Origin of the sequence: Variovorax palleresanus (assembly GCF_051144945.1) — a bacterium.
Taxonomy (GTDB): Bacteria; Pseudomonadota; Gammaproteobacteria; order Burkholderiales; family Burkholderiaceae_C; genus Variovorax; species Variovorax paradoxus_S.
In genome coordinates this window covers 2,835,452-2,856,726 of sequence record NZ_JBJNVP010000002.1, presented here as the reverse complement: position 1 = coordinate 2,856,726, position 21,275 = coordinate 2,835,452, and the positions used below count along the sequence as shown (strand labels likewise).

Below are 21,275 nucleotides of genomic sequence, written 5' to 3'. Positions count from 1 at the left end.
CGCATGGCCCCGCATTGGCTTCGAGAATGCTTGCCTTCTATAAGCCTTCGAGCCTCTCAGAGACTTCCCTAGCTTTCAGTTCTCGCACAGACGCAAGGCTCTCAAGTTGTGCTGCACGCGGGCGGGCCTTCCCTTGCTCCCAGTGATAGATCGTCTGCCCCGAGACTCCCACCAGCTTGCCGTAGATTGCTGCCGATAGCCCGAGCCTGCTCCGGTGGGTGGCTAAACGCCCGGCGCTGAACCGACGCGCTATGGGGGCTGCAGACTCCTCGATGACCTCTTTTTTCAAAGCGCGCCACGCAGAGCCTTTGACGGTGAGTCGCAATTCTTTCTCCAGTGCCTCCACCCGTCGACGCAACGCGGCGATTGACGAGCGATAGTTCGCTGAGGCCTTCTTGAGTGCTTCGATTTCCGCGCGAACTTCTTTCCGGGCAACGCGCGAGATTTCGGCTTTGAGGATGGTCGCAATATTTGGCATGCCGGCATTGTGCATGCCTCATACTCGCAGCCTCGGCGTCGCATATGTCTCGTTCAAATGGACCCGGGGGCATCTGAGGGTTCACGCGCATGATTGCCTGCGAGTCGAGCGTTAGGATGCGCCCTGCATATTCCTCGTACGCCTCTCGAATGGAGCCAGCATGATCGTTGAATGCAGTTGCAATGCTGCCTTACCTCAGGGCGAGTCTTGGGCGGAACGATGGAACGGCCCCGACAAAGGCCTCATTTGCTCATGGCTCAGGGGAATCGAGAAGGCGAACGAATCTCCCGAAATGGCCGCACAGGCTTCGCGTGGTGAATTGCCAAGCCTCCCGTGGGTAGGCGGAGGAAAAGCCATCAAGGCGGGCAAGCGTGTAGGGACGCTGCACTACCTGGCCATGTGGCAAGGGCTACGTGGCGAGGACCTTTCCATCGATCTTGTTGCTGGAGACACGCGCACATGCACCTTGACCGGGATGGCGGTCACATTCACTGGCGATACCTCTGTAATCTGGAAGGCAGCAAGCGAACCCGGGGGCATCGAGTGATCAACATCTATCAGCGCCAGGCGACAGCCTTCCGAAACGAGATGCGCACCTCATGTGCGGCGCTGGTCGGCATCGTCCAGGGCATCATGTCTGACGGACATCTCAACGATGCGGAAATCGAGTTCCTCAAGTCATGGCTTAGCGGCGCGGAAACAGTTGCCCTGACGTGGCCAGGCACGGTGATCAAAGCCCAGGTCGAAAGCATCCTGGCGGACGGGCTTGTGACCGAGGAAGAACGCAGCCATCTCGCCGAGACCTTGCGTCAGCTTGTCGGCGGCAAGCTGGACGAGATTGCGGATGCGGGCTTCGTGACCGAGTTGCCAATCGATCGCTTGGAAGGGATCGAGGTTCCCAACAAGCTTTTTTGCTTTACCGGCGACTTCGTTTTCGGGCCGCGCAAGCTCTGTGAGCAGGCCATCGAGACGCGCGGCGGGACGATTGCAGGCGTCAGCAAGAAGCTGCACTACCTTGTGGTCGGTGGCCTCGGCAGTGCGGAATGGAAGCACGGTAGCTTCGGCACCAAGATCGAGAAAGCCATTCAGCACAAGGAAGCCGGCGTGCCCCTGTTCATCGTGCATGAAGACACTTGGGCCGCTTCATTGCGCGGCTGACAGCTGTATCAAGAAGCCAGCCTTGAGTCGGTACTGAATATCGACTGGATTCTCAACCCCGGTGGCAGTTCAGCGACATGGCCAGAGGCAAGGTGGTCGCCCGCGAGCTCACGTCTGTCACCCACTGTCCAATCCCCCTCCGAGTGAAAAAGCGAATGCTGCTCGGGTGACTGCGGGAGACCTGGCCCGGCCCAGTCGAGGACCGGCAGCGGCTGGCGGCGGGTTCGCGAGATCACGTGCCAAGAGCGCACTTCGACCCAAGGGAATCCCGCCGCATGAAAGGCCGCCTTCTTTTTCGCGCTGACTGTGTGGGTATGCCATATCTCGACCACCAGCAGGATCCGATGGGTGCGCATGCATCTCACGACAAGGTCGGGCACGAACCGGCTGCTTCCGATCCTGAGAGACTTCTCGGTCTCCACGGCAACCGCAGTGCTCAGATTCACAAGACAGGCAAAGGCTCGCCACGTGACCCCGGCATGGAACAGACCCATCAATCCTTCGCGCGCCTTCAACTCCATTGCAAGACGTTGGATCGCGCGCTCGTGCGGGGTACCACGCGGATCACGTGGGCGGGGATTTTGCTGCGTGCGCCGTGCCCGGTGCCGTTGGCGTGAATGTCTGAAGATTCGCGATGCCATGAGAAATCCTTGAGGTGCTGGAGGGCCTTATGCTCGGCACCATGACGATCGCTATGCAGTCCGAAACCCTCCCGGGACCCTCTCCGGAGGTCGTGCTTGACCCACAGGCGCAGGCTGCAACGGTAGTGCTCGCTTACCTCACGAACACGCAGTTGCCGCTTCGGCACAAGGCGTTCGAGGTCCTCAGAGAACTGGCAATCCAGACCATCGCGCGTGTGCAGGAAGGCAAATCGACCGATATCACGACACTGAATCTCAAGAGCGGTGTTGCACCTGAGGCCGCAAAGGAAGCCAGCGCATGGCTGAGCCCTCACTGGGCACGCCTGGTCAAAGAGGAAAAAGGCTGGACCGAGGGCATGATCGAGGCTGCTCGACGCAAGGGGTTGCAGTACATCCCGCGGCTCGAAAAGGTCCAAGGCAGCCCTTCGGTCTACCGAATCCAAGCTGATCCGGTCCCCCACGATGCGGCGCCGGAGCCGGTGCCGGCGATCCCCGAAGGCGGCATCTACTACACGACAGAAGCCGTCGCGGCGCCAGGCGCATTTCTTAGCAAGGCGCTGCGGACCGGCTTTGTTCGCTGGTCCGCTCCGATCCGGTGGTCGATCATGATTGTCATCATGTCGGCATTGATCAGCGTCCTGCTCCTGGCTTGGCTGTTGCTCTATGTCGGCGTTCGGATCTCTCGCCCTCTCAGTCCGGCCGACCTGACGAGCGTGGCTAGCGTTCTGCTGCTGGGACTGGGCGTCGTCTCACTGTTTCGCTTCTTCGGCGAGCTTTTCGAGCTGAGGATCGTGATGGCGCCCACATTGTTGATTCCCCTATCGAAGGACAACGTGACGCTGGAACTTCGGCGATCGGCCGACGGCGGCGTCGGCGGACTGATGTTCGCTCGCTATTCGTCTTCGTGCCCTGCCTGCAATGCTAGCGTCGAACTGTTCGATGGTGGCAAAGACTTCCCAGGGCGGATCGTGGGTCGTTGCAGACGTTCGGCGCGCGAGCACGTCTACAGCTTTGATCACGTCAGCAAGATCGGCCGTCCGTTGCGCGAAACAGCAATCTGAGCACCGCCATGTCCCGCCAGTACCTCGACGTCCCCTACCGTTCCAAGGATGCGGCCAAGGCCTTGGGCGCGCGTTTCGATGGCGCGGTCAAGCGCTGGTACGTCGAAGCCGGCGTCGACCTGGTTGCGTTCAGCGCCTGGCTGCCCCCGGGCATCACGCCCGATGCCAGCAGTTCCATGGGCGTGGCGCTCACGGACACGGCGACTACCGGCCTGGCCACCATCAAGAAGGGCATCCCGCTCTCCCGCCTGCTCAACGGCGTCGCGGCCGCGGTGACACAGGCGTTTGCCAGCGGCGTCTGGACCTTGGTCGAGGTCAATGAAGCCAGTGTGCGCAACGGGCATGTCTACCTGGAGCTTTCGGAGCGCGACGGCGCCGGCCAGCCGATCGCCAGGGCGCGCGCCATGATCTGGGCCGGCACCGCCTCCCGGATCCTTCCCGATTTCGAGAATGCCACTGGGGCGGTGATTGGCGCCGGCATCAAGCTGTTGGTGCGGGCGAAGCCTGTTTTCAAGGCGCGGTACGGACTCAGCCTCGAGATCGATGCCATCGACTCCGAGTACACCCTGGGCGACCTGGAAGCGCGCAAGAAGGAAATTCGTACCCGGCTGCAGCAGGAAGGCGTGTTCGACCGCAATCGCCGACTCCCGCCGCCCTGGGACTACGGCGTCGTCTTGGTCGTCGCGCCGCGGGAAGCGGCTGGCTTGGGCGATTTCAGGAAGGAAGCCGAACGACTGGAGCGGTTCGGTATCTGCCGCTTCGTCTACGCGCACAGCCGTTTTCAGGGCGAGGGCGCGGCCCGCGAGGTGGTCGCGGCCGCCTCGACGGCACTTCGCGAGTTGGGGGACGGCGAGCGGCCGGACGCCATCGTCATCATTCGCGGCGGCGGCGCGGTGAACGACCTCGCATGGCTGAACGACTACGAGCTTGCACGCTTCATCTGCGTTCAGGACGTCCCGGTGCTGACTGGCATCGGCCATGAACGCGATAGTACGTTGCCTGATGAGGTGGCCCATGCCCGCTTCGACACGCCCAGCAAGGTCATCGGTGGCATTGAACAACAGATCTTGCGCCGCGTGCGCGAAGCGCGGTCAGCCTGGGACACCATCCTTGCCGCCGGGACGCAAAGCGCTCGCACCGTCCGACTGACCATCGAACGTCACGAAGCGGGGATTAGAGCCGATGCCCGCGATCACCTGGCCCGCGCCAAGCAAGACAGCACGGCAAGCCTGAGCACGATCGCGGTGGGTTCCGTGCGGCGCGTTCATGACGCCTCCCGGCAAAGCCTGGCGCTGCTGAACGAGGTGCGGACCAATGCAATACGGGCGGTAGCGACGGCAAAGCAGGAGCTGCCCGTCCTGATGACCTCGATCCGCATCGATGCGCTGGCGAGCTTGAGCGCGGGAAGATCGGAGACCAGCGTGGCACTCAACACCGTCGTTGATCGCACAGCAGCGGCGACGCGCACGACAGCACAGGCGCTGGCCAACCGCATACAGCGCGTGGCGGAGCGGGCCGGTGGCGTTGTGCAGCAGGCCCGCAGCAGTGCCCAGGCCCTGATGCGCGAGATCACCGGACAAGGCCCCGAGAAGACGCTGGGTCGTGGTTTCGCGATCGTGCGCACCGACGAAGGCAAGACGGTGACGTCTAACATCCAGGCCCAAGAATCGCAGATGCTCACCATTCAGTTCAGGGATGGTTCGACCGAAGTTCGGACCAAGCCCTGCAAAGAAGGACAGTAGTCATGACCCAGAGAACCTTCAAAGACGCCTACGGGGTGTTGCAGAAACATGCCGAGACGCTGCGTGATCAGGCCGAACCGAATATCGATGATCTGCTGACAATCGTCACGGAATCGGTCGATGCCTACAAGGTGTGCCAAGAGCGCATTGATGCGGTCGAAGCCGCGCTGAAGGCCGCGCTGGACGGTGCAGGCGTAGGCGCAACGATGCAGGGCAGCGCTGCGGCAGCCAAGCCCGCAGAGGTCAACGCGGCCAGGGCGCCTTCCACCGCCCCAGCTGCGCGGAGCGCGCCCCCTCCAATGGGGATCGAACCGGACAATGACGACATACCGTTCTGAAAGCCGTCGATCGCGGAATGCTACGCGCTGGCTATCGATCCAACGCAGCTAATTGACGACACAGGCGCTGCCAAGATCCGACGTCTGGACCTTTTTGGTTGGCTTCTTTCCATGTTGGTTGCGCCTCTGCTGGACTAAATTATTTCAGTGCAGCAAGAGGATTTCGAGGCATCCCTGAGTATCCTTATCGCCTCGCGTGCTGAGCCCGATTCTCTCTGTACTCAATCAACTAGGCGAAAGAGTTTGAAAGAAGAACCCCAGAACCGCCATCAGAGTGCCACAGAAAAGGGAAAAGCGACGACCTTCGAAGCGCTGCTCCCGAAGCATCAAAAGGCCTACGCCGGCCTAGCGGTCGCAGATCAGCGGTTTAAGATTCTCTACATCATCCCCCACGGGGAGCAAGACTTGGCCGAAGCCAGTCCTTTCGGGATGTATACAGATGGGTTGCACAAGGCTGCAGGGCCGTTGCGATTGGCAGCAACACTGCCCGCCGACATACGCGAACCCTACTCCGGCTTGGACGTCGTGCTGCGCATGCGTCTATTCAAACTGATCTGGCCGTCGATTATTCCACTCGAGCTCGATGCGCTCTCCCTTTCGCTACCGATACTGCCGAGTCCATTTCAAGTTTTCTTGACCAACACGGCCGAGGTGGCGGCGGCTGTCGATGCGCTGATCGTAGGTTCACCAATTCCACGGCTGCACATCTCGGAAGTTTCCGGATCCCATCGTGTTTCAATGGCAGGCGCCGATCCACCCCGCTTGGATAGGTTTGTTCGGGACGTTCTGGAAGCACTTTCGAACGATCCGAAGAACGCCTTGTTTGCGCGCCAGGCGCGAGAAGCCATTAATGGAACACAGCGGCGTCGACAAAACTTCATTTCCCTCCGCCAAGGAGCCCACAACGTTGTCATTCCGAACGAACTCGCACTCGTCGCGTTCGGTCGAAAATTCAAAAAGATCGATCAAATTAGCGAGGGGATCGAGAAGCAAGAAAGGGATCCGCAACGCTATATCAGCCGGATATGCCTCGCTGCCGATGCAGTGGCCGAAGAACGCCGTTCACTGACGTTTGACCTACACCCTGATTTGATCGACTACAGGTTCGCGCTGGTCCTGCCTGGGGTCTACTGGGGGTTCCATCAAAACTGGCGCACATTTATACAGAAGTCCACCCCTGCAGATCGTGCGATGTTTCGGCAGTCGCTCACGGCGTTTCTTCATGCAGAGACGTATTTTGATGCTCCAGTTCAGATGAAAAAGGATGAGCCTGAAGCGGCTAGGTTCCATATGAGCACGATGATGATGCGGAGTCGCGACATGCAGAGCTTTACAGCTGGGCTGTCAGCAGTCGCATGTCAAACGTTGACGCCAATACTGCGAATAGAACCAAAGCTCAACAAGATTCGGGGAGAAGTGAAGCTGCTCGCACACTGCGTTCGCATGGAACCGCGTCATCACCAAGGTTGGAAAGAGTCGAGGCTGCTCCGTGCCTTAGGGAAAAAAATGCGAAGTCTGATCGCCCCAGACTTCCTCGAACGCCTGGACCGCGAATCCAAGCATGGCCGCATCGAAGGACTGAAACTCATTGCAGACTTGCCGCTTGAACTTCTCCCAACGAGGGGGCTACCAGTGAGTCTGCGCTTTGATGTTTCGCGCACCCCACCGATGCCAGGAAACCTCTTCATCCAGCATTGTCTTCGACCACCAATCACACTCCCATTCGCCGCATTCGACGAGATCTTGGTCGTGCGCTCTTTCGAGCCAACTGACCATTTGAAGACGCTGTTGGAATCGGCGATATCGCTTGTCGCGAGCGCAAGCGAGAGTAAACGGGTGAGTTACCGCTTCGTTGACGTCTCGACGCCGAACGAGTTTGCAGATGCGGTTCGGCACTTCGAGGGAGCAATGATGGTTTTCGACGGCCATGGCACCTACGACGCCGAGCTTGGAATGGGCTCACTGGTGGTGGGCGGCGAACCTCTCGATATGTGGGCACTCAGAGCGAAGTGCACTTTGCCACCGATCATCATGTTCAGCGCATGCGATACCCTGCCGATTGACGGAAGCCATAGCTCGGTCGCAAATGCGGTGTTCACGCTAGGAGCCCATACGGCGCTTGCCACGCTGTTTCCGATCGACGGAAGAAAAGCTGCCATGTTCAACGCCCGATTTCTTTATCGGCTCGAAGAGTTTCTCCCCGCCGCAATCGAAATTTCCCCTCGACTCACATGGCGAGAAGTTGTATCCGGAATGCTGCGCATGAGCCACTGCACGGACATCCTCTTCAGCATGCAGAAGCGCCTGTCCCTGGATCGTGCTGGGCGAGACAAAGCCCAACTCGAAGCAAACATGGCGATCAATGCACGACGTTCTGACTGGTACGAAGCATTTCTTAAAGAGCTTTCGAAGCAATGCTCTTGGTCCGTCGAGGCGCTGCACACTGATATCTCTGAAAATTTCGCTTTGACGGATGCAATGAAATATGTTCAGGTGGGAAACCCAGAGAACATCACGATTGTTAAGGAAGCGCATCTTTCAGTGCTTGATCGGTTGAATCAACACTGATTGATTCCTCTGATTGATGCGCAGCACATCTAGAACTCATGAGCATTTTTTCCGCGGGTCCAAGGTTAGATGCCGAACCGATTGGTGATCCCCGACGGCAAGCAGTTGCCTCGCTCCGCGGCTATGCATACCAGCTGCACGTCAGCGCGCTGGCCTGGATCGGACTGAAGACTGGGCAACAACTTTTTCTCGAGGTCGCCGAGGACTATGCAGTGGTCGCGGCCGACGCACTTAACGGTGTCCAAGTAAAGGACACTGCCGAGTCCGGTGCGCTGACCATCAACAACCAAGATGCCCTTGATGCACTGAACAGCTACGTCGATCTAGTCCATCGAAATCCAGATACCAAGGTAAGTCTTCGTTTTCTGACAACCGCAAGTCTGGGCCGAGAGCGCGATCGCGCTGACCGCGTGGGCGACGAAGGCGTCCTCGAGTATTGGAGGCAAGCCGCAGCGGGCTGCGACATAGGACCCCTGAGGCAGGCTTTGCTCAAGGCGCCAATCTCGGAGGCGGTCCGTAGGTTCATCGAAGCTCGCGAGGACACTCAATTGAGAGAGGAGCTTCTCAAACGCATCCATTGGGACTACAAGCAAAGCGGCCTGACGGAAGTGGCTGCTCAGCTCGAATCATCCCTGATCGAATTCGCATCGGAGAGGCTGCAGCTCTCGCCGACAGACTGTGCCGGTCTTGCCCAAGTCGTCGTCGCCGAGGTTCTCGAGGCAATCGTCAAGCCTGGATCTCGGCGAAGACTGGTGCTCGCCGACCTGCTAAGGGTATGCGAAGCGCACTCGAAGACAGCTATCTCGACCTCAACGCTGGCCCGTCTGCAACTTGCCGCGCAACTGCCGACTCAATCTACGACGGATCTCCGGTTCGCGCCGCTGCTGGAGTCCATAGAAGAAGTACCGCTTCCGGCGAGCATCGCCCCTCGACGACAACTGATCGCGAAGGCGCTGGCACAGCTGCGCCAGCAAGGGCTTCTATTTCTCGTCGGCGGAAGCGGGTTGGGCAAAACTCTTGCCGCGCGCTTGACCGCGACGGAGTACGGCGGGCGATGGCTCATCGTCGACTTCCGGGATGTTTCGATCTCGGAAGCGCAACGACGCCTGGCGGTGGTTTTCGCTCAGATCGCAATCAGCCAGGCAGATGGGATCATCTTTGACGATCTCAATGAGCTCGAAGATCCGGGTGTAAGTCACCAAATGGCGAGGGTCGTTGCCGCAATCAAGCGTCATGATGCCGTTTGCATCGTCACCAGCTACCGGCAGCCATCCACCGCGGTAGCAGATCGTCTGGGACAGACTTCTTTGGAGATGGCTCCTGTTGAGACACTTGGCTTCGAAGAAGTCAGAGATCTCGTCCAGCAAGCTGGCGGGGCATCAGAAAGATCCGCTGTACTCGCCTTCCTGTACAGCGGACGCGGACATCCTCAGCTTGTCCGAGCGTTCATCTCGATCGCACGGCGCGTAGGTTGGGCGACGCTGGAAAGCGATCCCGTGCCGGTCACGAAGGACATTCGCTCAGACCTCCAGTCCGAGCAGCGCCGTCTCCGCCAAACTCTTCTCGCGAAGTTCGACACAAGCACCCGAACCCTCCTTTACAGAATGACTCTGCTGATAGGTCGGTTTGACAGGTCACTTGCTCTACAGATGGCGGATGTTGCGCCACCCATCGCTCTTGCTGGTGAAAACCTCGAACAGCTCATCGGCCCATGGATCGACGAATTGGGTGCAAACCGTCTGCGCATATCCCCGTTGATGGACGGAGCGGGTGAAGAGGCCTTGGGCACAGCCGAACAGAAGGCGGTGCATCACCGCGCAGCCCAAGTCCTTGGGCAAGGCGATGCATTGGACGTAAGCAATGCCGAAGCCTTGTACGTCCATTCTCTCAAAGGCGAAGTGGACTACATGCTTCTGAAGGCGGGCCTTGCAATCGTGAGAGCGAACTCCCACAAGCTCAAGATGATTGCGGATTGGATGCCCAGCCTTTGCGGGGAATCTTTTCAGCGGCTCATCTGCCCTCGGAACGCCTATGTCTCGTCGACCTTGAGATTCGCTCAGGTCCTTCTGCTTTCAGCGCTTGAGGATGCCCCGCGCAGGCTTTCAGCGTGGAACACTCTTTGCCGCGAGATACTCGAACTTCGAGGAAGCAAAGCAGCGGACCTGCTTGAGTACATGGTGCTCAGCAAGGTCCTGATATTGCCTGGTCTCGCGCAAGTATTTCCCAATCCCGTGGAGCTGTTGGAACGCCACCAGGAGTTGACGCGATCTGATCCTCGATTCATCGCGCTGGAGTCCGATCTTCAAGAACAAAGACTGTCCGCCGACGGTACGTCGTTTAGTCTTCCCGGTCTTCTCTTTGTCACCCAGGCGATGGCGGTACCAACTGTGTCAAGGCAGCGATCGCTGTTTGTTGAATTGGGAAAGATCAACAAGGCCTCTCGCACCAGATACCTCGACGGACCACGCAAATCACCAGGTGGGCTGCGCACCATCGTCAATGCCGCCTGGCTCGCTGAAGCGAAGGCCCAGACCCTTGATTGGGCAGCCGCGGCGGATGCGTTCCAGGAACTTGCGACGCTCGCTGCCGCCTGGGAGTGCCGAGACCTTGCGCTGTCTTTTCACGTAGCGCGCTGCGTCATGCTTGATGAATACGGTAGCCAACCCGAACGTGCGCTCGAGGTCTTGGCGGAAGTTGAAGATTTGCTGGGGGCGGATCCGCTCCTCTCGAGGGCGCGGGCAAAGATCCACTTCAGAAATCGACGCTACGCGGATGCACTCTCCACCATTGAATACGCCCGCTCCGATCTGAACAAGCACGATCCACTGGAGCGCCTTTTTGTGTGCCGTGAGACTGCAATCAGCGCTGCGAACGTTGGAGACTGGATCAAGTGTGGCACTTGGCTGAGCGCAGCGCTGACTGCAGCGTCTGAACTCCAAAGCGAGAGCCTGAGGCCCATGTTGATCGGTCTGAGAGCCGATAACGCACTGTGCGCCTACAAGACAGGCGACCACGCGTTTGCGCTATCCGAGATGGCGGAAGTTCTGGTGCTATTGGGTGAGATCGAAAAGGACACGTCGACGCAGGCCATTTACTGCCATCGAGTGATTCACCATGGCATTCTCTGGATGTATTCGCAGGCTTTTGGCGGTCGCGGCGGCATCGAAGTTGACGGCCGACCTCCTCACATGGAGGCAGGAATGTGCAGCAATCCCGAGCCTCCCGAGGCTATTCGAGATCAACCTCGAGCGAGCAAGGTCACCGCATGGCACCTCATCGCAGCGATCGAGTCCCTCCATCTGGGCAGCAAGAAGGCGCGGGGGAATTTGGACAGAAGGCTTGATGGACGCGTCTATCCGAGCCTGGAGTTCATGACTCGTGTGAGCTTCGTGGAAAGCTCGATTCGACGACTGGAGTCTGTTGACTTCGCGCTGCTGATCTCATCGTGGCTTGCCGCATGCGCGCGGCTGTACAGCCATAGCGAAGAAATGCACAACAATTCCCCAGCCGCTCCGGTAGAAGGAGATCTGCCCAAAGTTTCGGAGGAACAGCTGAAGGACCGCAGGCTATCTGAGCACGCGCGAGATGCTGTCCTGTGCTTCGCGGTGAGGGCTGCCGTCGGCGGACACAGCGAGGCATTGAGTAGCCTCCGGGCCGAAGTGGGAAACGCGACAGGGGAAGTCGCGCCACTGCTGAATCTGATGTTCGAGGCAAAGGCGGATTCACCCGATAGAACGCAAGCGGCCTATATCTTGTCGGCGGTGCGCGACGTGGCCAGTGGACGCACGCTGTCTCATGATCAACTTTTTGCGGCGACGCTTCGGTTTATTCAGGCTTTAAGCGTCTCCAACTTTCGGCACGCGATCGAACCGCAAGTAGTCGAATGGGCTCAGCAGCGGTGGAAGGCCGCGTTAAGCGCTCGATTTGCCTTCAAGAACCCGAATGCGACTCTTCCTGCAGTGACGGCTGCGCTCCAACAAGAAGGCCTTGCAGCCATTGCTGGGACTCTTCTTGCAGCAGAGCCCGCACTCAATGTTCGCCTTCCCCCGGATTTCCGGCAATGGTTGCGCACCGTTTCTTAGCCGAACCATCAGTAGGCTGAACATGCATGGCGCCGTCGGAGCCCGAACGATGAAAATATCTTCTGAAGTCCAGTGAACAGCGATCCTCTTCCCCCGAATCGCCCGGATTGGAGTTTCGACATGCCATCGTCGGAGGAAGACTGACAGTCGAGAGATGCCGAGATGGGACGCGCCAGATGCGCTGATTTGGCCCTGGGCCCGTGAAAACTGCTGGGCGACGATCCGCCCCCCCCCGTTCATGGGATGTCAGAGCTGCCAGCTGCGATCTAGGCTTCCGTCCGCGAGTTGACTGATCTATGAAATCAGGCGGCGCTTGAGATCTATTCGCTCGCCAAATCCTCAATGTCCTTCACGGCGGGCGAATTACATGACAACACTTTTACCCCAGGCGATTCAAGTGCAGTTTCCTCTTGGCAGTGTGATCCCCTATGCGGGTCAAGTGGACGAGGCGAGCCGAAGAATCTTGGCAGACGCAGGATGGCTTGTCTGCGACGGTGCAGCGATTAGTCGCGTGGCGTACAAGGCCTTGTACGCGACCATCGGTGACATACACGGCCGTGGGGACGCAGTCTCGACGTTCAACCTACCCGACTATAGGGGGCGGTTCCTGCGAGGTGTGGATGACGGCGCTGCCCGTGACCCTGATGCCAATCAAAGGTTCGCAGCCAATCCAGGAGGCCTGCCAGGCAATGCTGTCGGATCTGTGCAAACTGACGCATTTCGCGCACATTCGCACGGAGTTATACAGATGATCGGTGACAACAATGTCGATGGTGTCGACAGTACGACTCGAAGAAGCGGCGATCATCACAATGAACCCCGTCAAAGTAACTTCGAAGGCGGCAATGAGACGCGGCCTATCAACGCCTATGTTCACTGGCTGATTCTTGTGGGGCCTCGCGCCTGAGTAGTCATTCGCGCAACAAGGCCTGGATGAACCGCTCGGGCTTGCCATTGGTCCTGGGCGTGTAGGGTCGGGTGCGGATGTGTTTGATGCCCATCGACGCAGCGGCCTGCGAAGGACTCGTCGGCTTAGCCGTTGTCGGGCATCACCTGCTGGACCTTGACGCCGAAGTTCTTGCAGTAGGCAGCGCTGCCAGCAGGAACGCGCGGGCGCTGTTGCCCTCTCGTCGGGCAGCATCTGGCTGAAGCCCACGCACCCATGGCCATTTCCCCGGTCACTTTCTGAATGGCAGGCCTATTGTTGTCTGCAAGAAGGACAGGGGCGGCCATGCAAACAGTCAAACATCTGCATGTTTGTTCGATTGGCTCCTGCGGCGCCAGTCTTCCTAGCTGTTTCCGGCATTTCGCGTCGGGAAGGCGCAGAAAAAAGGCCGGATGAGTCCGGCCGATTGCTTAGAAGAGGTTGTCGTATATCCAGATGAGTAGATCAACTAGGGCGAGTACGAAGTTCAAGATTTCAATGAATCTCATGATGTGATATTCCTTTTTGTTGTTGTGTCACAAGATCGCGACCTAGTACTTACCCTTTTGACCTTCCTGATTTCTGGTACAAACATATACGTTTGTCGGAAAATGAACCATGCCATACGGTGCTCCACCGCCCACACTCGAGTACTTGAAGGCTCAATGCATGATCAATCGACAAATGCAAGTGCGCGTCAGCGCGCATCGAGACTTTGAAGGCGAGGCGGCTCTGGCCTCAGTGACGAGCGGCGCTGCGTCAAAGAATGTGGCGCCTCGCTGGTACTACACGGTGGACTTCCACCAGTCCGGACGAGGATGGCTCGCGGTGTGTGAGGCTCGAAGCGCATTGAGGGTGCGCACGTGGGCGCGCCTTGATGACTGCATAAGAGTCCTGCGCGAGCGAGGGGTGAGCCACGCCGATCTGTATCTTTTGGCGCGTCCCCCGGAAATGCCGCCGCTACGGAAGTTAGAGCCCACCAGGGGCCGCTCTAGGCGTCGCGCGCCATCCTTGCCGCCGGATCCTCCTGGCAGCACTTAAGCCAGGCCTAGGTTTACTAGGTGCGCTTCGACTTCGCCAGTTCGAAATGCGCTGGAGCAGAGGTAACACAAGCTCGCAGTGATGCTGGCACGGTCTTCAGGATGGCCCTTTGGGTACTCTTTTGTTGCCGTAGCCAGACTCGGATGCCCGAGCTATTGCTCGGAAGATTTTCGTAGCCTTTTGTTTTCCATTTGTAGCTCGCGCACCCGCGCAGTCAATCGATCTACATGTGCCGCCGCATCCGTTCTTTCTCGCAAGGCCGCAGAGGTCTGGGCGGCGACAACGTACGAGTAGATCGAGTCAAAGCTTTTCTGGCCAAGCTTCATTGCGACCGCTGCGGCGACCGCGCTGCTGCTTGTATCCATGCCGCTCCTAGTGCGAACATCTAGCTCTTGCTCGATCTGATCGTTTGCGAATTTGGCGCGAAAGGCATGCAAAGCGGCCCCCTTAGGAGCACCTACGGCACGCATTGCCTTGCTGAATATTTGCGTGATTGCTCTTTCCGAAAGGGGATGCGCATCACGAGAAGAGAGAAAAATGCGATCCTGAGTCTGTGTCGGCGTCACCTTTTTTTGTTCCACCAACGGTGCTCGATATGCTTCGCAGAAATCGCAAATGCGTAGAGCGAGCCATACCGGAAATGGAAAATCGTGCTCATAAGAAAATTTTTGAGACGGCGGGCGAACCAAGACGACTGCTTGCAACTCTCGCTCGAGTTCAGCACGGTCGAATTGTTTAGTACATAAGGACGCAATGGATCCTCGGCGAAATCCGACTGCATCCGCAATCGCTAGGATCAGAGCGTTGCGGTGCGCCGCATACAAACTCTGCCCCGCGAAGAACTTATCTGTGATCGCGTCATGCGTCTCTGCCGTTGCGACATAGCCGGACCGAGTTTTTGATCCGGAGCCGGTGCGGCGAAATGAAACCGTCCCGCGGCCCACTGCAGTCGCGATAGCCGGTGTCTTGCCATGGAGGACAGTGCGCCGAATTGGTCGTGTGGCGCCGCAGTGTGGCAGTCGTCCTGATCCGACCATCCATCCGAGCCATGCATAGACGGCGCCAAGTTTATCGTTGACGGTTCGCTTCGCCTTGAGCTCATTGCCGCGCGAAGTCTTTCTCTTCAGAACCCTTTGAAGCTCATCATCGCGAAATTGCACTAGCACTGCATCGGATATCTCTTCAACGAGGATATTCTCGCGTTTTAGAAACGCCCAGAAGTTTAAGAGTTGGCCGATCCTCTTCTCCAGCGTTAGTCGGGATAGTTGCAGGTCAGTTGAAGCATGAAGAGAATAGTCAGTCAGTTCCGCGATAGTCGATCCCCGAGCCAAGTCATACGCGATGACAAACCAGCGATCCCGGATTCGAACCGGCGAAAGAGCAAAGTGTTTATTCATTCGCCGTCGATGGTGGAGCGAGCGTGAGTTTAGTAGGGCTCACGGTGGACGGATTTTTCTGTGCGCGAGCTTGCGCCAACTGCGCGTGGAGTTTTTTCACCATCTCTTTTGATTCGCGCTCAGTCGCTTCCCTGCGACTCGTCTCCAGCGCGAGTAAATCCTTCAGCCGCTGTACTTCTTGACGACTTGCAACGAGTTCGCGCTCGGCGATTTGCCGCATTGTCTTGGCCCCCTCAATCCGCCTTCGCAACGAGGCCACACTATGCTCTCGCCGCGACTCCACGGTTGGCGTCAAGAGAGCTTTGCGCAAGGCCGTGATCACGTCTTCGACATTTGTCATCAGTTGGCGGTGACGTTTCAAAGTGACGCCGGCGTTGCGACGGAAGGAGGGCAATTTTCCCTTCAGGTCTTGCGGCACGGCTTCTGTATCCCACAGATTAAATTGCCGAATCGTTGTTGGCAGTGCACCACTCTCGATGGCAACGGCCATATCGGGAGCCCACGCACTGCGGACGTGCTTCGGTCGAGTCGACTGCATTAGCGCTTCGGTGAGGATCGTGAGTTTCCGCCGAATATTCGCCTCAGCTTCGGCTGCGTTTAGATCAGCGATCGCCGGTTTGACACTGCGAGTTTTTAGAGGATGAATCTGCTTCATTGACGTAACTTAGTTGAGCAAGCCGCCGAGCGTGAAGCTCTATAAGCTTGCGAAGTAAAGCAAGATCAGCGATTCTGCGGACCCGTTGAAGCGACGGTTGATCACTGTTTTTGCGAAGCTCCAACTCCGCCTGGTCGTACTCTGCCTGGAGCGCACAAAGATGCTGTTGCGTAACCACGTGATAGGGACAGCGTGCGCATTTCGTGGGGTTTGCGTTTGAACGATCTAGGGCCCCAGAATCAATATCAAAGCAATGACCACGCAGCCGCGAAACACTTGTTCCCGCCATGCATGTACCGTGCGCCATAGGCCGTGGTTCATGTCCACGAGAGATGAGCGTTTTGCCCAACTGCTTCGCTCGTTCCCGCAGATCCAGCGCCGAGTACGAGATGCTTCTGCCCAATTGTTGGTGAAACCGCTGAACAAGGCGCGCGTATCCTCCTGAGAAAGTCGCACGCCCCCCGACCACGCTCTGGACAAAAAGCATCAGCTTCTCGTTGGCCACGTCCTTGAGATCGACATCGAGCGAATCCCGATCGGTCTCAATTTGGTTCCTTTGTGCAGGGGTCAGGCGACCATAAAGCGATACGCCGGTGTCGGCCACCGCTGTCCCAGCGGAGTCGGATACGTAGACACGCGTGTTCTCGATGTCTTGATGCTGCAACTGCTGGGACAGCGCCTGAAGGGTCGCGTTTTCGTATCGATAGTGAAAGATCAAAGCGTATGCGCGCCTCAACATGTGTGGTCGCAGTGACTGGAACAGCCAATCACGTTGGAGCCTCTCCAGACCTCGATCCATTCTGCGCATCGAATGAAAATCGAACGACCTTGGTATATTGTTTCCTACCGTTGTAGGGAAGCTAGGCATCGCGAAAACAGACTGAGGGGCGCCACCATTCGGATTGGCGCGGCCATCTTGATTGAGAGCGGCAAGGTCTCGCGCAATATTGGAGAAACTAGTTAAGGTGTCCACGGCGGTAGCGGTGAGCTGGCCAACGTAGAACGGGACACAGCCCCGAACGGTTTTTTTCGATGTAGAACGAACAGATGTACAGCCCAAGTTGTTTGTCCACGACGGACAGGCTTCCGGTTTGCAGTCCGATGACCGGGTGCTGTACTTCGTCCTTTCGCCGTGCGTTGAAAAGGGCGATCACGATGAAACAAGCTGCATAAAGCAGCTTCACCACCGAGTGCAAGCTGGTCACTCCGTCGAGTGCAACTGGATCTCGAAGCTTATCAACCTGCGTTACCTTGCAGGCCAAGGCCTCTTCTAAGGCTGGAAGCGACCTGCATGTTAAGAACATCGCGGATCTGGCCTTAGCGCTGATGTGCGGTTTTGGTAGCAGCTTGTATTTTTCGAAAAATTCCAGCAGTACGTCCTGAAGAAGCGGTGCTATCGATTCAATCCATCGCACTGCTCCTTTGAGCAGTGCGGCTGCATCGTCTGGCCCCAGGGACGGCGTGCGCGTCTCTTGTGACGACGCGAAGCGCTTCACGAAGGTCTCAACGCGAGGAAAGGGGCGGAACGAAAGCGATGCATTCGATCCATCGGCAAAGAGATTGATGATCGCTAGCTCGGACCTCAGCGCCGTTCTAGACCAGGCGACAGGCTCTCGATCGACTGGCTGTGGTTTGGTTATTTTCGGTTGCGTTGGAGCACCCAACCGTCGAGCAACGTACTCTTGCAGCCGATACACTTCGTGCAATCCAATATTGCAGTGCATCAAGCGCGCCAGCTTCCGCCCATCAAGTCTGTACTGACTTGAGTGCGAAGGAAGCCATAGCGCGTGGATATCGCCTGCCGACATGTCATCTAGAAGTCGATCGACGCGCGCATGAACATCAAGTGCCTCGATCCAGCCTCCGCTGGCGAGCTTGGTAGCGAGTGTTTCGTAGGCTTTGACAGTCCAATCGGACATCCGATATATCCCCGTCAGCCAGCCGAATTCAATGGTTTTAACCAAGCATCTGGCCCTGAGGATCAGGGTACGGTGCTGTGATTTGCTAGGCCGAGTGACACGCAATGAAGCATTTAGGCCCTGAATAACCGCCTCGCGAAGGTCCGGCCGATCTGCCACGGACGTGCCGTAGGGAACAAACGGCGTTGGCGCCAACCGCGCCTCGCGCAAATCGAACCTGCTGTATTCCAAATGCGGTGATGGCGCCCAGGGACGGTGAACTGCGATCTCCCCTTCGGGAGAGACAAGCAATCGATGCTTCCCTCCGATCCCAAGATCCCAAGGGACTTCGGTAGGACATGGGCCGGTTGGCCGCTCCTTGCGCCTCGCGCTATGCATTGGGGCCTCCCGCTTCGACGCGGCGCAATAGATGACCGTATGGTCCTTTCGACACAAAACCGTGGAGCGCCATATTGAACAACATCGCGGGAAGATGCTTCCCACGGAACGCATCAATGTTCTGGCTGGCGAGTCGCTGCCAGTTGTTCTCGTAAAACCGCATCGTCAATGCGATTTCTTCGATGCGAGGAGCGTCAAGCGTCAACTTGCTGTTAGGACAGCCGCCATCAATGTGACAGTTCTCGGCTTTACATACCCCATCTTGGAGCCAACTTGCGTTGGGCGGCTCAGCCGGTTGGGAACACATTGTTCCATCTCCGACGGGGTAAAGCATCTCTTCATCGAAACATGAGGCACGGGCCCCACCTACGCTGGCAATGCGATAGCGCACATTTTCCTCTAGCCTTCGCTGAAACTCCAAATTAATCGCGCAATTTAGTCGATTTAACAAGAGTTGATCAAGATAGTGCGCCGTTGTTCGAATGCTTGCATGCCCCCCAGAGCGCCTTGCTGCTTCTAAACCTCCTTCGCTCACATAAATTCTCGCCAGGCATTGCACTCTGATTTGCTCAAACGAAAATATGGGCAAGCTGTGCTTGTCTATTAAATTTTTTAGAGACGACGAAAAGCCGCTTAATATTTGCGTGTTTAGGCTATTGGATCGACGGGAAGCCATCCAAATCCGATTCTCATCTGACGCAATTCGGCCTAGGTTTTTTAGGTACATCACGCGCGAAAGAAGCATTTCGACGCAATCAAAGATAATCCCATCTCGCGGAAATATCCACACCTTTGGAGTTTGGCTATTTGTTCGAGATTTGAATCCTTGAATCAAAAATCCTGCCCCTTCTTTTTTGATGCAATCCATGGTCAGCTCAAGAACAGAAGAGACATTCCAGCAGGAATGAATCTGAAGCAAAATTAGGAAATACACGAGCAAATTCGAGGTTAGGAGATGTGGCGAACGGACCAGTGAGGCCAGTCGCTTTGCGGTGGCTACTCCGGTCTCCTTTGCCACGTACTCTAAGATCCGCCCCTGATCGACATAGGCCGCGAATAAGCTGGGACGAAAGGCGGGAGCAAGTGCGTGCCTTAGTAAAAATTCTCGGAGCAAATCGCGCTCGGAGAACTGGCGCACGCTTTTACGCCATACATCACCATGACGACCTGCTAGCTCGTCCCATTTTTCTTTCAACGCCAGATTTCTAGGCTCATTTGAGATTCTTTCAAGCCAATCGAAGACGCCAAACTGATCTCGGATTTCCTTGGTGCATGCATCTTGAATTTTTCTAAGGTCGCCATCGAGCCTCTTTTCAATTTTGGCCTTGAGTTCTCTAACCGTAGAATGACGGAGCGCCCCTACCGGCTCCCGATCTTCTTTGTGACCAGGAAAGCTCTGATCGCTGATCAACTGACGAGCTTTTGAAAAACTGAACTTGGTATGCGGATAAAACGATCGCAACATTGACACTTGCGGGCAGTCGCCACGTTGTTCGAGATAGGTTTTAACGTGCCGCCGGATTCCGTCAAACATTTGCCGGGACGAGTTAGCTGAAAGTTTTAGCAGGGCGATCGCTACTTCCAGTTCCTGATACGTATCGAGCAGATCATCAACTCGGAGCTCTCGAGGGTGTTGTCGAATTAACATCTTCCAAGAGTGATTCGTAGACAGCAGTCTTAAGCCTTTTAATATGATTTCGAGTTCGTTACTTTGGATGGGGTTAACGAAGCTTTTTTTTGAGACTGTTCGCAATAAATCCAGCAACCAAGTATCGATCGTTGCGCCAATCTCTTCCAAGTCAATAGTTTTGGATTTCAATTTGCGGTTGGCATATCGTGTGGCAACGGTTTGGATATCCATGATTACCTGGTGTGATGTACGTACGGGTAAGCGCAGGAGCCGCTGCCAGCTCTGGCTTCAGGCTTCCTTGATCATTTACAAGAGTACATCTGCCCTGACGGTCAATCTCGCCCCGGCCGACCTGCCCAAGGATTCCGGCCGTTTCGACCTGCCTATTGCGCTGGGCATCCTCGCCGCCAGCGAGCAGATCCAGGCCGCCCGCCTCGCGGGCCACGAATTTGCCGGCGAACTCTCTCTTTCGGGCGAGTTGCGGCCCGTGCGCGGCGCGCTGGCCATGGCGCTGGCCCTGCACACCCGCGGCATCGCCACGCGCCTGGTGCTGCCCACCGAGAGCGCGCAGGAAGCCGCGCTGGTGCCCGGCGGCGAGGTGTACGGCGCCAGGCACCTGCTGGACGTGGTGCGGCGCTTCATGGCCGAGGACGCGGCGCTGCAGCAGGCCGAGCCGCCCGCCGCGGACGGCTGGGCCCGGGTCCACGTCGCGGCCGCCGCGGCCATGCCGCTGTATGCCGACCTGGCCGACGTGAAGGGGCATGCAGGCGCCAGGCGCGCCCTCGAGATCGCGGCCGCGGGTGGGCACAGCCTGCTGATGGTCGGGGAGCCCGGCTCGGGCAAGTCCATGCTCGCGCAGCGCTTTGCCGGGCTGCTGCCGCCCATGAGCGTGGACGAGGCGCTCGAAAGCGCGGCGGTCGCCAGCCTGGGCGGCAGCTTCTCGACCGCGCGCTGGATGACCCGGCCGACTTCAGCGCCGCACCATACGTCGAGCGCCGTCGCGCTGGTGGGCGGCGGTGTAAGCGCGGTCGAGAAACACGAACGCATTTAAATAAATGCGAATCTGCGCTTTCGTCGGTATTTAAATGAGAGTGTGGCCAGGACTTCAGGCCAACCCGCCAAGTCTTGACGGCCGGCGTTTTCAAGACAGCGGTTTCGACGCTGAAGGCGATGCCGTACTGGAAGAATTGACGGTGCGTGCTTGGACAGGTTTGTACGAGCCCGCGCACCCGATTAGGCTAAGACGTGTTGGTCAATTTCGC

15 protein-coding genes and 2 pseudogenes are annotated in these 21,275 nt (G+C 57.6%); 11 read left to right on the top strand and 6 right to left on the bottom strand.

All coding sequences use genetic code 11. The annotated features are described in order from the left end of the window. Window positions 1-37: 37 nt before the first annotated feature. The gene (locus tag ACJ7Z0_RS17360) at window positions 38-478 is read right to left on the bottom strand and encodes a helix-turn-helix domain-containing protein (protein WP_434792679.1); all 441 of its coding nucleotides are present in this window, start codon (window positions 476-478) and stop codon (window positions 38-40) included. Window positions 479-638: 160 nt separating this feature from the next. Here ACJ7Z0_RS17360 and ACJ7Z0_RS17355 point away from each other — a divergent pair, with 160 nt between their 5' ends. The 10 genes and pseudogenes from ACJ7Z0_RS17355 (at window position 639) to ACJ7Z0_RS17310 (ending at window position 12,975) form a co-directional block, all read left to right on the top strand. Then, window positions 639-1,025: a hypothetical protein gene (locus ACJ7Z0_RS17355; RefSeq protein ID WP_434790815.1), complete on the top strand. Its 387-nt coding sequence runs from the start codon at window positions 639-641 to the stop codon at window positions 1,023-1,025. After that, window positions 1,022-1,636: a BRCT domain-containing protein gene (locus ACJ7Z0_RS17350; RefSeq protein ID WP_434790814.1), complete on the top strand. Its 615-nt coding sequence runs from the start codon at window positions 1,022-1,024 to the stop codon at window positions 1,634-1,636. Before ACJ7Z0_RS17355 ends, ACJ7Z0_RS17350 begins: the two co-directional genes overlap by 4 nt. A gap of 275 nt (window positions 1,637-1,911) precedes the next feature. Next, window positions 1,912-2,253: a hypothetical protein gene (locus ACJ7Z0_RS17345; RefSeq protein ID WP_434790813.1), complete on the top strand. Its 342-nt coding sequence runs from the start codon at window positions 1,912-1,914 to the stop codon at window positions 2,251-2,253. 53 nt (window positions 2,254-2,306) lie between these two features. Continuing rightward, complete coding sequence (locus ACJ7Z0_RS17340) at window positions 2,307-3,338, top strand: hypothetical protein (RefSeq protein WP_434790812.1); 1,032 nt, start codon at window positions 2,307-2,309, stop codon at window positions 3,336-3,338. An 8-nt stretch (window positions 3,339-3,346) separates the two neighbouring features. Continuing rightward, window positions 3,347-5,080, top strand: coding sequence for an exodeoxyribonuclease VII large subunit (gene xseA / locus ACJ7Z0_RS17335; protein ID WP_434790811.1), 1,734 nt, complete (start codon window positions 3,347-3,349; stop codon window positions 5,078-5,080). 2 nt (window positions 5,081-5,082) lie between these two features. After that, a complete protein-coding gene (xseB, locus tag ACJ7Z0_RS17330) occupies window positions 5,083-5,418 on the top strand; it encodes an exodeoxyribonuclease VII small subunit (protein WP_434790810.1) in 336 nt (111 codons plus the stop codon). 243 nt (window positions 5,419-5,661) lie between these two features. Then, window positions 5,662-7,986 (top strand): CHAT domain-containing protein, encoded by a 2,325-nt coding sequence (locus ACJ7Z0_RS17325; protein ID WP_434790809.1) that lies wholly within the window; start codon window positions 5,662-5,664, stop codon window positions 7,984-7,986. 38 nt (window positions 7,987-8,024) lie between these two features. Then, window positions 8,025-12,068, top strand: coding sequence for an AAA family ATPase (locus ACJ7Z0_RS17320; RefSeq protein WP_434790808.1), 4,044 nt, complete (start codon window positions 8,025-8,027; stop codon window positions 12,066-12,068). Window positions 12,069-12,435: 367 nt separating this feature from the next. Further along, a pseudogene (locus ACJ7Z0_RS17315) lies at window positions 12,436-12,666 on the top strand (phage tail protein); the annotation flags it as partial. Between the two features lie 150 nt (window positions 12,667-12,816). Then, complete coding sequence (locus ACJ7Z0_RS17310) at window positions 12,817-12,975, top strand: hypothetical protein (protein WP_434792744.1); 159 nt, start codon at window positions 12,817-12,819, stop codon at window positions 12,973-12,975. A gap of 1,211 nt (window positions 12,976-14,186) precedes the next feature. On the opposite strand, the gene ACJ7Z0_RS17305 is transcribed toward ACJ7Z0_RS17310, so the two are convergent. The 5 genes from ACJ7Z0_RS17305 to ACJ7Z0_RS17285 all read right to left on the bottom strand — a co-directional run bounded on the left by ACJ7Z0_RS17305 (window position 14,187) and on the right by ACJ7Z0_RS17285 (window position 20,244). Continuing rightward, a complete protein-coding gene (locus tag ACJ7Z0_RS17305; protein ID WP_434790807.1) occupies window positions 14,187-15,431 on the bottom strand; it encodes a site-specific integrase in 1,245 nt (414 codons plus the stop codon). Further along, window positions 15,424-16,086 (bottom strand): hypothetical protein, encoded by a 663-nt coding sequence (locus tag ACJ7Z0_RS17300; RefSeq protein ID WP_434790806.1) that lies wholly within the window; start codon window positions 16,084-16,086, stop codon window positions 15,424-15,426. The genes ACJ7Z0_RS17305 and ACJ7Z0_RS17300 overlap by 8 nt, the downstream gene beginning before the upstream one ends. Next, window positions 16,034-17,059, bottom strand: a complete 1,026-nt coding sequence (locus ACJ7Z0_RS17295) for a hypothetical protein (RefSeq protein WP_434790805.1) — start codon at window positions 17,057-17,059, stop codon at window positions 16,034-16,036. The genes ACJ7Z0_RS17300 and ACJ7Z0_RS17295 overlap by 53 nt, the downstream gene beginning before the upstream one ends. Continuing rightward, a complete protein-coding gene (locus tag ACJ7Z0_RS17290) occupies window positions 17,043-18,296 on the bottom strand; it encodes a hypothetical protein (protein WP_434790804.1) in 1,254 nt (417 codons plus the stop codon). Before ACJ7Z0_RS17290 ends, ACJ7Z0_RS17295 begins: the two co-directional genes overlap by 17 nt. Before the next feature lie 79 nt (window positions 18,297-18,375). Further along, a complete protein-coding gene (locus ACJ7Z0_RS17285; protein WP_434790803.1) occupies window positions 18,376-20,244 on the bottom strand; it encodes a hypothetical protein in 1,869 nt (622 codons plus the stop codon). 94 nt (window positions 20,245-20,338) lie between these two features. On the opposite strand from ACJ7Z0_RS17285, the pseudogene ACJ7Z0_RS17280 reads away from it, so the two are divergent. Next, window positions 20,339-21,031 (top strand): annotated as a pseudogene (locus tag ACJ7Z0_RS17280) (ATP-binding protein); the annotation flags it as partial. Window positions 21,032-21,275 lie beyond the last annotated feature (244 nt).